Genomic DNA, 14,054 nt, shown 5'->3' on the forward strand with positions numbered 1-14,054 from the left:
TCAGTAGCGGTACTGCTCGGACTTGTAGGGGCCCTCCACCGGCACACCGAGGTAGTCGGCCTGGACCGGGGTCAGGGTGGTGAGCTCGACGCCGAGGGCGGCCAGGTGGAGGCGGGCGACCTTCTCGTCGAGGTGCTTGGGCAGCACGTAGACGCCGACCGGGTAGTCCTCGGGCTTGGTGAACAGCTCGATCTGGGCGAGCGTCTGGTCCGCGAAGGAGTTGGACATCACGAAGGAGGGGTGGCCGGTGGCGTTGCCCAGGTTCAGCAGGCGGCCCTCGGACAGCACGATGACCGTGTGGCCGTCCCGGAAGCGCCACTCGTGGACCTGCGGCTTGACCTCGGTCTTCACGATGCCCGGGATCCCGGCGAGGCCGGCCATGTCGATCTCGTTGTCGAAGTGGCCGATGTTGCCGACGATCGCCTGGTGCTTCATCCGCTCCATGTGGCCGGCCATGATGACGTCGCGGTTGCCGGTCGTGGTGACGAAGATGTCGGCGATCCCGACGACGCTCTCCAGGGCGGCGACCTGGTAGCCGTCCATCGCGGCCTGGAGCGCGCAGATCGGGTCGATCTCGGTGACGATGACGCGGGCGCCCTGGCCGCGCAGCGACTCGGCGCAGCCCTTGCCGACGTCGCCGTAGCCGCACACCACCGCGACCTTTCCGCCGATCAGGACGTCGGTGGCGCGGTTGATGCCGTCGACGAGGGAGTGTCGGCAGCCGTACTTGTTGTCGAACTTGGACTTGGTGACGGCGTCGTTGACGTTGATCGCCGGGAACAGGAGGGCGCCGTCGCGGTGCATCTCGTACAGACGGTGGACGCCGGTGGTGGTCTCCTCGGTCACCCCGCGGATCTCACCCGCGAGCGCGGTCCAGTCGAGGGTGCTCGCCTTCAACAAGCTCTGTACGACGGCCAGTTCCTCGTTGTCGGCGGGCGGGAGCTGGCCGGTCTTCTGGTACTCGACGCCCTTGTGGACGAGGAGGGTGGCGTCACCGCCGTCGTCCAGGATCATGTTCGGGCCCGCCTGGCCCGGCCAGGTCAGCGCCTGCTCCGTGCACCACCAGTACTCCTGGAGGGTCTCGCCCTTCCAGGCGAAGACCGGGATGCCGGCGGCGGCGATCGCCGCGGCGGCGTGGTCCTGGGTGGAGAAGATGTTGCAGGAGGCCCAGCGGACCTGCGCGCCCAGCGCCACCAGGGTCTCGATCAGCACGGCGGTCTGTACGGTCATGTGCAGGGAGCCGGTGATCCGGGCGCCGGCGAGGGGCTGTGCCTCGGCGTACTCCTGGCGGATCGCCATCAGGCCGGGCATCTCGTGCTCGGCGAGGGTGATCTCCTTGCGGCCGAACTCGGCCAGGGACAGGTCGGCGACCTTGAATTCAGCGGTGTTCAGGGCGGTTTCGGACATGCCGGTACTCCAGACGGGGTCAGCGGGGCAGGGGGCATCGACGGTGCGGCCCGCGCGTGGGCTGCCGCTGATGCGGGTCAGGTGAGGGTGAGGTCAGTGATGTCCGGCGGTGCCGGAAGGGTCACTGTGCGGCGGTGCCGGAGAAGTCCTCGACGATCAGGGCCTCGGGCAGATCGCGGGCGCGGTCGAGGACGAGCGAGGCGAGGGCGATGTCGAGGGAGCCCAGACCGAAGGGGGCGTACACGGCACGGCGGTCCGGGGTGCGCCGGCAGTCGCCGATGAGCACCTCGCCCACGGCGCGGATCGCGGCACGCTCCACCGTGCCGGCCTCGACGGCGAGGGCGAGCGAGGTGCGCTCGCGCAGGGCGTGGGAGACGTCGTCGACGAAGTGCTCGGCGCCGGCGAGGGCGTCGGCGGTCAGGTCCCGCAGGGACATGTGCAGGACGGTGGCGTGCGGGGCGAGCAGGTCGAGGCTGTCGATGTGCGGGGTGATCGCGGTGGTGGTGAGCAGCACCAGGTCGGCGTCGGTCAGTGCCTCCTCGGCGCTGTGTGCCACACCCAGCCCGGCCCTGCCGGCGAACCGGCCGGCGAAGGCCTCGGCGCGCTCGGTGGCGAGGTCGAAGACCACGGCCCGGTCCCACGTCCAGCCGTCGGCGAGGAACGCGGAGACCGTGTTCGCGGCGATGTACCCGCTGCCCAGGATCGCGACCTTGGCGGCCCGCCGGGCGCCCGCGGTCAGCGCGTTGGCGCCGACCAGGGCGGACAGCGCGGTGCGCAGCCCGCTGATCCGGGCGCCCTCCAGGAGGGCCACCGGGAAGCCGGTGGCCACGTCGTTGAGGACGATGGCCGCGGAGGCCCGGGGCAGCCCGAGGCTGAGGTTCTCCGGGAAGCTGGAGATCCACTTGATGCCCATGGCCGGGGTCGGCTCGGGCACATAGGCGGGGAGGGCGATCACCCGTTCCCGCGCCTCCGCGTCCGGGCGCAGGAACAGGCTCTCCGGGTTGACCAGGCGGTTTCCGACGGACTGGACGTAGACCTCCTCGACGATCCGGAGCGCCTCCGCGTGGGCGTCACGCAGGACGTCCTCGACGAGGGCGCCCGGTATGACGGCGAGGGGCGTTGCAGCGGTCATGAATCCTCATCTCCTGGATGTTCATGACTCCCCGCGGCTACTTCCACAGGGAGAACTTCTTGGTGAGCGGATCGAGTTCGTCGCGCCGACCGAACGCGGCCACGGCGTAGTACTCCAGCTCCTCCTCGGGCAGGGCGGCGACCCGCTCCAGCTGTTCGGCGTAGGTGTCCCCGGTCATCGCCGAGACGAAGTCGTTGACCAGCAGCCCGGCGGCGCTCGCCTCGGCGCGGAAGCGGCGCAGTCCGGCCGCGCGGCCCTCCAGGACGACCAGGGAGAGGCCGGAGATCGGCGCGTGTGTGCCGCCGTCGGCGTCCAGGAAGTTCAGGAAGGACATCTTGGCGGCCAGTTCGGGGTGCTCGGCCGCGGCCTTGGCGGCCAGGCCGAGAGCGGTGTGCGTGGCGGCGTTGATCGCCACCCCGGCGGGCAGCTTCGCCTTGAGGACCACGGCGAACTTCCAGTCCGCGGCGACGTCGGTCGGCTCGATGATCAGGTGGGACACCCGGGCTCCTTGAAGGGTTCGAATTGATGGAGAGTCAAATTATCGGTCAGGCCGTGGACTTGCCGCCCGGCACCAGCCGGAACTCCACCTCGCCGACGACGGTCGGGCTGAGCCGGTAGCCGGGCCGGCCCTGGAGCACGTCGTCCGGTTTGAGGCCCAACTCGGTGCTGCGGTCCAGCTGTTCCTGGCAGACGGCCCGGAACCGCCGTACCACCTGGACCACGGCACTGCTGGTCCGTCCGGTCCGCTCGGCCAGCTCGGCCGCGGAGAGGTAGGGGACCTCGCGCTCTTCGGCGCGGGCCTCCTTCAGCTCGCGGCCGAGTTCGCCGAGGATCGCGACGAGTGCGGCGGGAGCGGTCTCGTAGATCAGGATTCCGTTGATCCACAGGCTCTCCCCGTAGCAGGCGAGGTCCACCTCGGCGGGCAGCTCCCGTCTGCTGCGCAGGTCCCGGCGGAACACCCCGAACGCCGGCATGAAGTCCGGCACCCGGTGGGCCGCGCGGGCCCCGAGGTAGTGCGCCAGCGGGGTCTGCAGTCCGGCCTGCGGCGGCACCTGGAGAGCTTCCACGACGGCTTGCAGGGGGCCCGGCACCAGCCGGCGCAGCTCGGCGAGCTGCCGGGAGAGCCAGGACGCGGTGGCCGCCTTGCCGTAGAGGGCGAAGTGGAGCATGCCCGCGTCCAGCAGGGCGATGTCGGCCTCCTTCTCCAGGCCCGCGGCCTGCAGGCGCTCCCTCAGGTCCATCGCGGTGCGGATCAGATCGGCCGACCGGATCCGCAGCTGGCTGGCCTGGAGCAGGCCGCGCCAGCGGACGTGCACGGTGAGCAGCAGGGGTGCGACCGGTTCGGGGCCCTCCAGGTGCCGGACCAGCCGGTGGAAGATCTCCGGGTAGGGCGAGTCGAGATAGCCCAGCCAGCCGAAGGAGAACAGGTCCAGTGCCGCGTCGAGGTCCCGGCGGGAGCGCGAGCCGGCATAGGCCAGCAGGCTCTCGCTGACCCGTACGTAGCGGTGCAGCAGCGCCCGGTCGTCGGGGCCGAGCCCCTGCGGCCCCACCGCCGCCGAGTCCACGAACGAGCTGTACCCGCCGCTTCGTACGTCACCGAGGTGGAAGGCGTAGGAGGAGCCCTCCGTGGCCGGCCGGTGCCCGGCCGACGCGATCACGTCGTCCACGTACCGGCGCTGCTCGTCCAGCACCCGGACCGCCGCCTGGACCTCCCCGGCGAGCAGCCGGGCGATCACCAGGTCGGTGTAGAGCCAGGCGGCATCCGCGTAGTAGGAGTATTTCCGGTATTTCTCAAGGCTGGTCCCGAAAGCCGCGAGCGCCTCCTGGACGGAGCCGCGGGCGCTGTCCTCCAGTCCCCGCTTCCAGGAGACGTACGAGGTCTCCAGGAATTCCTCTCCGCTGCCCTCGATCCCCAGTGCCGAGGCCAGCCGAGAAAAGGCTGCGGGGAAATCGGAGCGGACGTATTCCGCCCAGCCCTGGCTGATGGCGTCGGCCGCCTCCAGGAGGATCTCCGCGGATTTCTCCTCGACCCCCCGGTAGATCAGCTCGACGGTCTCCTTGATCCGGGGCAGGACCCGGCCGGTGTAGAGGATGGAGGTGTCGGCGTACCGGTCGGCCACCGCGCGGAGTTCGAGCGCCGACGGTCCGCCGCCCGCCAGGCCGGCACAGACGCCGGCCAGGCACAGCAGCATGGCCACGTCATGCTCGTCCGTGCGCTGCAATTCGCTGTCGGCCAGCTGCCCGACGGCGGCGAACGCCGGCTCGACAGCGGCCGGCCGGCCACCGCCGCGCACGAACTCCTGGAGTTCGTCCCGGATCTCCGAGACACTCTGCATTGGCATGCCCCAACCCTCTAGAATTCCCTGAAATTCCTTCGGAATTCCGCACAGTTCGCTGTATTTATTTCATCCGACTCCAGAGAGGATAGCGCTCCCGGAGAGAGCGGAGCCGGCCGCGTCGCCGCCGGGCGGTGCCACCCCGATCGAGCGCAGCCAGTGGTCGTTGTAGACGGTGCCGGCGTACTTCTCCCCGCCGTCCGCGCAGAGGCAGACCACGAGTTCGGCCTCGGGATGGGTCTCCAGGTACCGCACACAGCCCGCGAGGACCGCGCCGGCCGAGGCGCCGATGTGCAGTCCGGCCTCCCGCAGCACCAGGCGGCAGTAGTGCGCCGCGCTCCGGATGTCGGCGACCTGGAGGTGGTCGACGAGGGAGTCGTCGAGGAACGCCGAGGGCCGGCTCGCTCCGATGCCGGAGAGGTGCCGCCGCCCGGGCCGGCCGCGGAAGGCGACCGAGCCCTCGATGTCCACCGCGACCATCTCGGTGGTCGGGCTGTGCTCCCGGAAGTACCGGCTGACGCCGGCGAACGTCCCCCCTGTGGAGATCGCGGCGAAGACCGCGTCCGGGGACTTCGGCAGCTGCCCGAGCAGCTCCGGGCCGGTCAACTCCCGGTGTACGGCGGGGTTGTCGGGGCTGCCGTACTGGTTGGTCCAGACGTAGCGGGGGTTCTCCTTCAGGAGTTCCGCCACCCGGTCCAGCCGGGAGAGGAGGTATCCGCCGGAGGCGTCCCGCTCGGTGACCGTGACCACCTCGGCGCCCAGTTCCGACAGCCGCCGCAGACTCTCCGGCGCCACCAGCGGGTCCACCACGGCGGTGAAACCGATCTGCAGATAGCGCGCCAGCATCGCGAGCGCGATGCCGAGGTTCCCGGAGGTGGACTCCAGGAGCCGGTCGCCGGGCCGCAGCCGTCCCGACTCCAGCAGGCCGCGCACCAGCCCGTAGGCCGTGCGCGCCTTCACCGAACCGGCGAGGTTGTGCCCTTCCAGCTTGAGGTGGACGGTTCGCGGGCGACCGTCGACGTTCAGGGTGACGGGCGTGACGGGGGTGGGGCCGAGGAGCGCCCTGAAGTGGCGCAGACGCTCCTGCAGCGCCGACCCGGCCGGGCCTTCGACCGTGGTCATCCGGCTCAGTCCACCGGGGTCGCGTAGACGATCCAGTTGTCGTGGGTGTGCGCGTAGGGACGGAAGTCGCCGTGCGGCGGGTCGTCCCAGGACACGCGCTCCAGCGCGATGATCTCCCACCCGTCGAACAGGGCCCGGATCTCCTCCTCGCTGTAGTAGCGGAAGAGGGTGTCCTTGTAGGCGAAGGTGTTCGGCGCGATCTCCTCGCCCTCGCCGTAGGTGTCGTCCTGCGGGGTGAAGGCGTTGGTGACGAAGATGCCGCCCTCTACCAGGAGCCGGCGCGCCTCGGTGATCAGGGCGCTCGGGTCCTGGATCTGGCCGAAGACGTCGAAGCAGGTGACCGCGTCCACCGAGGCGTCGATGAGCGGGAGTTCGGTGGCGTCCGCGCGGAGCAGGAAGGAGCGCTGCCGGATGATCCGGCGGGCGTGCTGCAGACCGGTCGGCGCGATGTCCACACCGAGCGCGGTGAAGCCGGCGTCCACCAGCGCCGCGAGGTTACGGCCGTCACCGCAGCCGAGGTCGACGACCGTACGCGCCTCACGTGCGGTGAGCGCCTTGATGGCCTGCGGGATCACGGGGATCGGGTCGTCCTGCCAGAGCGGCCCTTCGGACTGCTGCTGGTACGCGGCCTCCCAGCCGTACTGGAGATCCTTGTACGAGACGTCCGTGGTCATGCTTTCCTCCACAACTGAGGGAAATGCCTGGGTGTTCGGTCCGGCCGGAGAACCTTGTCGGTGCGTTCCCCCTGCCGCAGGAACAGATTGCAGGGGGGCTGCCAAGCGACGGCCAGAGCGCGACCAAGCGCCGGTGAAGCGGGCTCGGGAGACTGGAAAGCCCCTGTTCACAAGGGAGTTCACGACTGCTGCCGCAACACAGCGAGGGCCGGTGCGGACCTCCGTTCGGAGATCGCGCACCGGCCCTCGGTGAAAGCCCGTGTCCGTGTCACATCCCCGGCCGGGGGTGTGACACAGGCCCTGAGGGAGTGTCAGGCCGCAGGCGGCTCACGGTCGCGGCACAGCGCCTCGACCATGTCCCAGAGCAGTTCGACGTCGTCCTGTACGGCGCCGGCGGCGTCCGGGCCGCCGATCCCCGCGTGGCTGGCGAGCAGCATCGCCCCGACCGAGAGCCGGGCGAGCCCCTCGGCCGAGGTCCACCGGGGTACGGCACCGGCCCGCTGGGCGTGCCGGAACTCCTCGGTCAGTCCGCCGAGCAGTTCCTGTGCGAAGCCGGGCTGTGCGAAGGGGTCGTCGGGCTGCTCGGCGAGGATCCGGAAGACCGCGTGGAACCGCGGTTCCTCGTGGTGCCGGCGGGCCAGCCCGGCGAGCAGCCGGCGCAGCGCGGACGCGGCCGGGATCCCCGGCCTGCGCGACGCGTCTGTCACCTGGCGCCAGGACTGCCCTGCCTGGCGCACGAGTTCGGCCGCGAGTTGCTCCTTGCTGGTGAAGTGGCCGTAGAGGGCGCCCTTCGTCAGCCGGATGCGTTCGGCCACGGTCTGCATGGTGGTGCGGCCGTAGCCCTGCGCGGAGAATTCCTGGGCCGCCGCGTCGAGGATCCGCTCACGCGTTCTGATGGCCCGTTCCTGTTTCACCCTGACCTCCCCAACCCTCCCCGTCCTTGTGTCACTCGACAGGAACAACATACCTTCTCAACGGTATGTTATTTGTGGATCCGAACGAGCCTCTCTACGCCCGGGAGCCACTGCCAGCCGTCCCGTGCCGCGTGCCCGGCCAGTGCGGGGTCGTCCCCCACCACCGTGGGGTGCCCGCACAGCCGGAGCAGCGGCAGATCCGAGCTGTGGTCCCCGTACGCATGGCAGTTCGCCGGATCGGCGCCGTGCCGTGCCATCACCTCGGCCGCCGCGTCGGCCTTGGCGGCGCCGATCATCGGGCGCGTGATCTCGCCGGTCAGCCGGCCCCGCCCGTCCGTCAGCTGCTCACAGCCGAGCACCAGCCCGGCACCCAGATCACGGGCGAGCGGCAGCAGGCAGGCCCGCGGCGCGCCGGACACCAGCACGACCGGATCACCGGCCGCCCGGTGCGCGCGCAGCGCGGCGAGCGGCGCCGGGAGGAAGGGCTGCGCGGTGGCCCGGAAACCGGCGTACCAACGGGCCCCGGCCCGCCTCAACTCCGTGGCGGACACACCGGCGAAGAGCCGGTAGTAGTCCCGGTTGCGCTCCTCCCGCGCCGCCCCGGCCGCCGTCGGCAACGCCCGCCCGGCGGCCAACGGCGCGGTGCGCGCGGCGGTGGACCAGTACTCCCAGAAGAGGGCGGGAGTCGTCACGGTGGTGAGGGTGTGGTCCACGTCGAAGAAGGCGATGCGGGCGGGGTGGGGGTGGAGGAGGGGATGGGTGGTGGAGCTGGGGTCGCCGTGCGGGTGGGGAGCGCGGTGGGCGTTGGTCATCGGAAGTCTCCGGCGGGGAAGGAGGGGTTGGCCGGGGTGGCCGTACCACCATCCGCGCCCCACCCCGAAGTCGCCGTTTCCCCCGCCTCGAAGGCCGCCGTCCGCTCCGCCATGAAGGCCGCCGCAGCCGCGCCGAAGGCGAGGGTGGCGTGCGAGGCGCCGGTGGTGAGGTCGCGCCAGGCGCGCTGGAGGGGGTCTCCGTCGAAGTGGACCCGGGTGCCGCCGGCGCGGAACAGGCGGTCCACCGCGGTCGTGCACAACTCCGCGGCCAGGGCGGCATCGCGCTGGTTGCGGGCCACCGCGTCCGGCCCCCTGTCGGCCGCGTCCGCCCGGTCGGCGGCGGCGCCCAGGAGCAGCCGGGCCGCCTCGATCTCGCCGTCGGCGCGGGCGAGCACCTCCGGCGCCACGGCCCCGCGCGGCCCCGGCCGCCCCACCCGCCCCGCCTGCTCCGCGGCGAACGCGTACCGCCAGGCACCGCGCGCCGCCCCCAGGATCGGCGCGGCGAACTGGAGCGGGGCGACGAGCCGGAAGGGCACGGCATGACAGCGGGCCACCCCCGCGCGCACGGTGTCGAGATCGGCGAGGGTGAAACTCCGGTGGCGCGGCACCCGTACGCCCGCGCCGCCCGCGACGACCGTGTTGCTGCCCGTGCCGCGCAGCCCGAGGCTGTGCCAGCTGTCCTTGATCACCAACTCCCGCCGCGGAACCGCGAAGCAGCGGACCTCGGGGCCGCCGCCGTCCGCCCCGTCGACCCGCACGGCGACCAGCACCCAGTCGGCGTGGTCGACACCGCTGGCGTAGTGCCACTCGCCCGAGATCCGCCAGCCCTCCCCCTCGGGGACGGCCCGTCCGGCGGGCGGTACGACGGCGGCGGCGATCCGCACGTCCGGGGAGGTGTCCCACAGCTCGCGCTGACCTCGTTCGGGCAGGTAGGCGGCGAGCCGTCCGTGCGCGGCGTACAGGGCGGCGCACCAGGCGGTGGCGACGCACTCCTCGCCCAATGCCGCGACGGCGTCCACGAGTTGCCGGAAACCACCGGCGGCCCCGCCCCAGCGGCGCGGCACGAAGTGGGCCGGAAATCCGGCGGCGGTGATCTCGGCGGCGAGGTCCGGGGACAGCCGCCGCTCCTCGTCCACGCGGGCCGCCGAGGCCCGGGCCGACCGGGCCAGCCGTGCCACCCGCTCCGTCCGCAACCCGCCCCCGGCGAGCTGTGCGGTGTCCATCAAGGTGCCCATGCCCATGCGTTCCCCTCCCCCGGCCCGCCCGGAGGCGAGCACACACGGCTCACACAGAGAGCGCATGGCTCCATCACCTGCGCCCGTGGCAAATATACCTACAGGAAGGTATATTAAAAGTGGTACCGGCGCACCCCTACATCCGAACTCACGGCCGTGTACCGAAGGAGCGCGATCACCGTGACCTCGAAGATCACGATCCCGGGCTGGACAGGCTCCCCCACCGAGGACCGCCTGCCCGACCTGCGCCAGGAACGGGCCGTGCAGACCCGCGCCCACGTACTGCGCGCCGCGGCGGAGGAGTTCGCCGAGAAGGGCTTCAAGAGCACATCCATCCAGGACGTGGCCAAGCGCGTCGGCATGACCAAGGGAGCCGTCTACTTCCACTTCCCGAACAAGGAGATCCTCGCCATCGCCGTGGTCGAGGCGCACTACTCGCGCTGGCCCGAGCTGCTGGAGGGCATCCTCGCCGAGGGCCACGCGCCGCTCGACACCGTGGTGCGGGTGCTCGACGGGGCCGCGGAGGCCTTCGCCACCGACATCGTCGTCCAGGCCGGCGCCCGGCTGCAGCTCGAACGCTCCCTGATCGACGCCCAGTTGCCCCAGCCGTACGTCGGCTGGACCCAGCTCCTCGCCCACCTGCTGACCAGCGCGAAGGAGGCCGGTGAGCTGCGGGCGGGCGTCGACCCCGAGGCCGCCGCCCGCGCCCTGGTCTCCGGCTTCTTCGGCGTCCAGCACGTCTCGGACACCCTCACCGGCCGTGCCGACCTCCTGGACCGCTGGCCGGAGTTCCGCGACCTCGTCATGACCTCGCTCCGGGCCTGACGAGCCCCTCCGGAGGAGGAGCCGCGGTACGACCACCGCGGCGGCCGCACTCTCCGGATCCCCGAGGAGCACAGCCGCCGGACCACACCCTCCGGACCACGCCCTCCGGTCAAGATCTGGGCTTCTCAGAGGCTGCGGGCGGTGATGTCGCCGCAGGCGGTGGTCACCCGGATGTTCAGACCGGGGGTGCCGTCGGCGTTCTTGAGCGCGTTGCGGATCCGGCCGGAGGAGGTGCCGGCGTCCAGGGAGGCGGAGACTCCGGCGGCGGCACCGACCGACACGTCGCCGGCCTGGGTCCGCAGCGTGACCGTGCCGCGCACGGCCTCGGCGATGCGGATGTCGCCGTGCTGGGTGCTGATCTCCGCCGGGCCGCCCAGACGGCCGACCGAGACGTCACCGGCCTGGAGGCTGAGGCGGACGCCCTCGGTCTCGTCGAGTTCGACCGAGCCCTGCGCACCCTCGAAGGTGACGTCGCCGAGCCGTCCGACACCCCGGAACTCGGCGCTGGCACCCTTCGCCTGGACACGGGAACCGGCGGGCAGCTGGATCGTCACCTCGATGAGTCCAAAGTGGCCGAGGAGCCGGTTCTTCGCCGCCGGGGCCTCGACCCGCAGAACACCGTCGCCGTACACGACCTCCATCTGCTCCGCCGCCTTCACGTCGCGGCCCTTCGAGGCGTCCGCGGGCAGGACCTCGACCGTGGTGTCACCCCGGTCGGCGGCGATCAACCGGACGCGCCCCGCGGGGATGTCGAGGACGGCGGCGATCGGGGCGGGGGTGTCGAACTTCCGCATCGCGCTCTGGCTCTTCTGCATCGTGCGCTCCTTCGTCCCGTTGTTTCTGATGATGGAAACGCTACGTTGCATTCATAGATTCGGCAACGATGTCGTTGCGAACAATCGCCATCACAGCAGCTCAAGACAGAGAAATCGTTGCAACGGTTTTGAATCTAATGCAACACCCGCCACCTCGTTCGTTGCATTGAATGGGGAGTGAACGCTATGTTGGAGGCATCAGGGAAGCGTGAAGGGAGATCGCGATGCCGGGAGGCAGGCTCACCCAGCAGGAACGTCAGCAGATCGCGCTGGGACTGGCCGACGGGCTCGCCTACGCGGAGATCGCCAGACGCCTCGACCGCCCCACCTCGACGATCACGCGTGAGGTGATGCGCAACGGCGGCCCCACCACCTACCGCGCCGACCTGGCCCACCGTGCCACCGAACGCCGCGCCCATCGCCGCAGGCAGACCGCACCCCGGGACCCGAAGGCGCTCCCGCAGACCCACGGGCGCGACGCCGAGGCCGTGCGCGAGTACGAGGAGGCGTTCACCACCCTCCTCATGCAGCAGGGCCTGCCCAAGATGATGTCCCGGGTCCTGACCTGCCTCTACACCACCGACGCGGGCAGCCTCACCGCGTCCGAGCTCGTCCAGCGCCTCCAGGTCAGCCCGGCGTCCGTCTCCAAAGCGGTCACGTTCCTCACCGGCCAGGGCCTCATCCGCCGGGAACGCGACGAACGCCGCCGCGAGCGCTACGTCGTCGACACCGACGTCTTCTACCAGGGGATGATGGCCGCCGCCCGGTCCAACGCCCAGCTCGCCGAGACCGCGCGGCAGGGCGTCGGCCTCCTCGGCCCCGACACCCCGGCCGCCGACCGCCTGGAGAACATCGCCCGCTTCGTCGACTTCGTCGCCGAGAGCATGGCCCGCGCCGCGGAACAGGCCCGCGACATCCTCTCCACGAAACCCGGAACGACCCCGGACGGCACAGCCACGCCAAGTCCAGATCGCGGATGACTCGCGGGCAGGACGCCGAGGCCGTCGCCCCCTTGGCCCGGAAGCGGCTGCCAGAGCCCGACGCCGTCGAGGGGGCAGGGTCCTTCCATACCGAAGGAGTCAGGGCGCTTCCACGTCGGAGAGCCCTGTCCGCCCGCTCAGGACCCGTCCGGCGGATCCCGTCGCAGACGCGGGGCCCGGCACACCCTCCCCCACTGCCTCAAGGGTGGGGGCACCCCCAGCCGCGTTGTAGTCGGTTGCCGACTCCCCCACACCCGGCTTCTCCCCTACGCCCGGCTTCTCCCCCACGCCCGACCTCGCTCGAACGGGAGGGCCCCCACCGCGTCGCCGCCCTCCTCCGCCTCGCAGCTGGCCGCACCACCCCCGCTCACCAGCGCCGATGAGGCGCCGTCGATGTCCTGCGACCTGAGCCGCCGGACAGGCCCTGGCGCCGTACGCCCCACGACATCAGCGACTCACACATCGTCATCCGCCGACGACCGCACCGGACAGGCAACCGGAACCCGGAGCATCACCGGCCGGCTCCCCCTGAGCCAGGCGCGTGCCGCCAGGCCGGTCCGGCGCAGCAAGGCGGTCAGGATGGGGCGCATCGCCGTCAGGCCCCGCTGTCCGGCCGTACCCGCAGGACACCCTGCGCGACGATGTCGCCGTTCTGCGCCGCCGCGACCCGGACGGGCACCGTGCCGTCGGCGCGGGCCGGTTCGGGGGCCGCGTGGATCTCGGTGGGCAGGCCGAGTTCGGCGTACCGGAGGAACTCCATCGCGCAGCCGACGAGCAGCGGCCGGCCCCCGGACCGGGCGAACGCGGCCTGCCGCATCGCCTCCAGGACGACCATGCCCGGTACGTGGTCGACGGGGTGGTCGAAGAGCACGGGGTGGTCGGGGTCGCAGCGCAGCAGCCAGCTGCCCGGCCGGTCCGTGGCGGAGAGCACGACGTCGCCCGCGCTCTCCTGGCCGACCAGCTCCGGTGCGACGGGCGGCGGGAGTTCGCCGCACAGCGATGCCGGACCGGCACCCGTGTCGCCGCCCGCACCGGTGCCAGCTCCCGCGGCCTGCCCGCGCAGCCGCCGGTAGACCGACGGCGAGACACAGGTGAAGCCGCAGTGCGCGGAGCCGACCTGGACCATGTCGCGGTAGAGGTCGATCCGGTATTCCAGGCCCAGCAGCCGCTCGCCGCGGCGCTGGATGTTCTCGCAGCGGGTCTCCAGCATCAGATGCGCGGGGGCGGCGCCCCGGGCGAGGCCCTCCGGCGTGATGTCGAACTCCATCCCGTTGAGGATGAAGGGGTTGGCGAGCGGGACCTGGTAGCCGGTGTGGCCAATGATCAGGCCGGCCTGCCGGATCGTTTCAGCGAATATCAACGGGTCGTGGAAGCCGTGCCGGCTGCGGTAGAAGCTGTGCTGCCGGGGCCACTGCGCGCTGATCAGGAAGCGGTCGGGGCCGTCGGGATGGATGCTCGTGAGGAAGACCTCGGAGACCGAGGCCCGGTGCACCAGGCTGCGCGGAACGGGCTGCTCGAAGAGCCCCGAAGGAGCAGCGGCAGCAGGGTCGACCAGCGTGTTGCTTGAGTGGCGCATGACAGAGTCAGCCTCCTAGTGGCACCTCAGTGGGCAACTTGGCTCGCGAAAAAAAACCTACGGGACAGAATATTCACCGCTCAAGCGGTGTCTCACATCCCAAGATCGCTCAACAACCCACAGGCCAAAGGGGACTCGACCCCTCCGGCCGTGGACTGTTGTTGACCGCCGAACGGCGAGCAGTTATAAAACCTTCTCGAAGGTATCTTACGAGGGACTGGAGGGA

General features: G+C 71.3%; 13 protein-coding genes. 2 read left to right on the top strand and 11 right to left on the bottom strand.

Annotated features, from left to right (window positions below):
- The 9 genes from ahcY to AV521_RS23480 form a co-directional block, all read right to left on the bottom strand.
- A complete protein-coding gene (gene ahcY / locus AV521_RS23440) occupies positions 1 to 1,407 on the bottom strand; it encodes an adenosylhomocysteinase (protein WP_076090455.1) in 1,407 nt (468 codons plus the stop codon).
- A 121-nt stretch (positions 1,408 to 1,528) separates the two neighbouring features.
- On the bottom strand, positions 1,529 to 2,539 hold the full coding sequence (locus tag AV521_RS23445) for an NAD(P)-binding domain-containing protein (protein WP_076090456.1): 1,011 nt from the start codon (positions 2,537 to 2,539) through the stop codon (positions 1,529 to 1,531).
- Positions 2,540 to 2,576: 37 nt separating this feature from the next.
- Complete coding sequence (locus AV521_RS23450) at positions 2,577 to 3,038, bottom strand: DUF2000 domain-containing protein (RefSeq protein WP_256725655.1); 462 nt, start codon at positions 3,036 to 3,038, stop codon at positions 2,577 to 2,579.
- A gap of 46 nt (positions 3,039 to 3,084) precedes the next feature.
- On the bottom strand, positions 3,085 to 4,881 hold the full coding sequence (locus AV521_RS23455; RefSeq protein WP_076090457.1) for a hypothetical protein: 1,797 nt from the start codon (positions 4,879 to 4,881) through the stop codon (positions 3,085 to 3,087).
- Positions 4,882 to 4,944: 63 nt separating this feature from the next.
- A complete protein-coding gene (locus tag AV521_RS23460; RefSeq protein ID WP_107480987.1) occupies positions 4,945 to 5,997 on the bottom strand; it encodes a pyridoxal-phosphate dependent enzyme in 1,053 nt (350 codons plus the stop codon).
- 5 nt (positions 5,998 to 6,002) lie between these two features.
- Complete coding sequence (locus tag AV521_RS23465; RefSeq protein WP_076090458.1) at positions 6,003 to 6,671, bottom strand: class I SAM-dependent methyltransferase; 669 nt, start codon at positions 6,669 to 6,671, stop codon at positions 6,003 to 6,005.
- Positions 6,672 to 6,982: 311 nt separating this feature from the next.
- Positions 6,983 to 7,585 carry a TetR/AcrR family transcriptional regulator gene (locus AV521_RS23470; RefSeq protein ID WP_076090460.1) on the bottom strand — a complete coding sequence of 201 codons (603 nt, stop codon included), beginning with the start codon at positions 7,583 to 7,585 and terminating at the stop codon, positions 6,983 to 6,985.
- A gap of 68 nt (positions 7,586 to 7,653) precedes the next feature.
- Entirely contained in the window at positions 7,654 to 8,397 is a 744-nt protein-coding gene (locus tag AV521_RS23475; RefSeq protein WP_079249372.1) for an HAD family phosphatase, read from the bottom strand.
- Positions 8,394 to 9,638, bottom strand: coding sequence for a hypothetical protein (locus AV521_RS23480; protein WP_076090462.1), 1,245 nt, complete (start codon positions 9,636 to 9,638; stop codon positions 8,394 to 8,396). Before AV521_RS23480 ends, AV521_RS23475 begins: the two co-directional genes overlap by 4 nt.
- A 174-nt stretch (positions 9,639 to 9,812) precedes the next feature.
- On the opposite strand from AV521_RS23480, the gene AV521_RS23485 reads away from it, so the two are divergent.
- Positions 9,813 to 10,457, top strand: coding sequence for a ScbR family autoregulator-binding transcription factor (locus AV521_RS23485; RefSeq protein WP_107480988.1), 645 nt, complete (start codon positions 9,813 to 9,815; stop codon positions 10,455 to 10,457).
- Positions 10,458 to 10,582: 125 nt separating this feature from the next.
- On the opposite strand, the gene AV521_RS23490 is transcribed toward AV521_RS23485, so the two are convergent.
- Entirely contained in the window at positions 10,583 to 11,251 is a 669-nt protein-coding gene (locus tag AV521_RS23490) for a DUF4097 family beta strand repeat-containing protein (protein WP_076090557.1), read from the bottom strand.
- Between the two features lie 245 nt (positions 11,252 to 11,496).
- Here AV521_RS23490 and AV521_RS23495 point away from each other — a divergent pair, with 245 nt between their 5' ends.
- A complete protein-coding gene (locus tag AV521_RS23495) occupies positions 11,497 to 12,252 on the top strand; it encodes a helix-turn-helix domain-containing protein (protein WP_076090464.1) in 756 nt (251 codons plus the stop codon).
- Between the two features lie 595 nt (positions 12,253 to 12,847).
- On the opposite strand, the gene AV521_RS23500 is transcribed toward AV521_RS23495, so the two are convergent.
- Positions 12,848 to 13,828 (bottom strand): ScbA/BarX family gamma-butyrolactone biosynthesis protein, encoded by a 981-nt coding sequence (locus AV521_RS23500; RefSeq protein WP_076090466.1) that lies wholly within the window; start codon positions 13,826 to 13,828, stop codon positions 12,848 to 12,850.
- Positions 13,829 to 14,054: the final 226 nt, after the last annotated feature.

The sequence above is a fragment of the Streptomyces sp. IMTB 2501 genome (assembly GCF_001953885.1).
Lineage (GTDB): Bacteria > Actinomycetota > Actinomycetes > Streptomycetales > Streptomycetaceae > Streptomyces.

Excerpts from the sequence above, each read along its gene's own strand:
- AV521_RS23455 (WP_076090457.1), bottom strand. The coding sequence starts at position 4,881 with ATGCCAATGCAGAGTGTCTCGGAGATCCGGGACGAACTCCAGGAGTTC.
- AV521_RS23460 (WP_107480987.1), bottom strand. The coding sequence starts at position 5,997 with ATGACCACGGTCGAAGGCCCGGCCGGGTCGGCGCTGCAGGAGCGTCTG.
- AV521_RS23480 (WP_076090462.1), bottom strand. The coding sequence starts at position 9,638 with ATGGGCATGGGCACCTTGATGGACACCGCACAGCTCGCCGGGGGCGGG.
- AV521_RS23475 (WP_079249372.1), bottom strand. The coding sequence starts at position 8,397 with ATGACCAACGCCCACCGCGCTCCCCACCCGCACGGCGACCCCAGCTCC.
- ahcY (WP_076090455.1), bottom strand. The coding sequence starts at position 1,407 with ATGTCCGAAACCGCCCTGAACACCGCTGAATTCAAGGTCGCCGACCTG.
- AV521_RS23445 (WP_076090456.1), bottom strand. The coding sequence starts at position 2,539 with ATGACCGCTGCAACGCCCCTCGCCGTCATACCGGGCGCCCTCGTCGAG.
- AV521_RS23495 (WP_076090464.1), top strand. The coding sequence starts at position 11,497 with ATGCCGGGAGGCAGGCTCACCCAGCAGGAACGTCAGCAGATCGCGCTG.
- AV521_RS23490 (WP_076090557.1), bottom strand. The coding sequence starts at position 11,251 with ATGCGGAAGTTCGACACCCCCGCCCCGATCGCCGCCGTCCTCGACATC.
- AV521_RS23500 (WP_076090466.1), bottom strand. The coding sequence starts at position 13,828 with ATGCGCCACTCAAGCAACACGCTGGTCGACCCTGCTGCCGCTGCTCCT.
- AV521_RS23465 (WP_076090458.1), bottom strand. The coding sequence starts at position 6,671 with ATGACCACGGACGTCTCGTACAAGGATCTCCAGTACGGCTGGGAGGCC.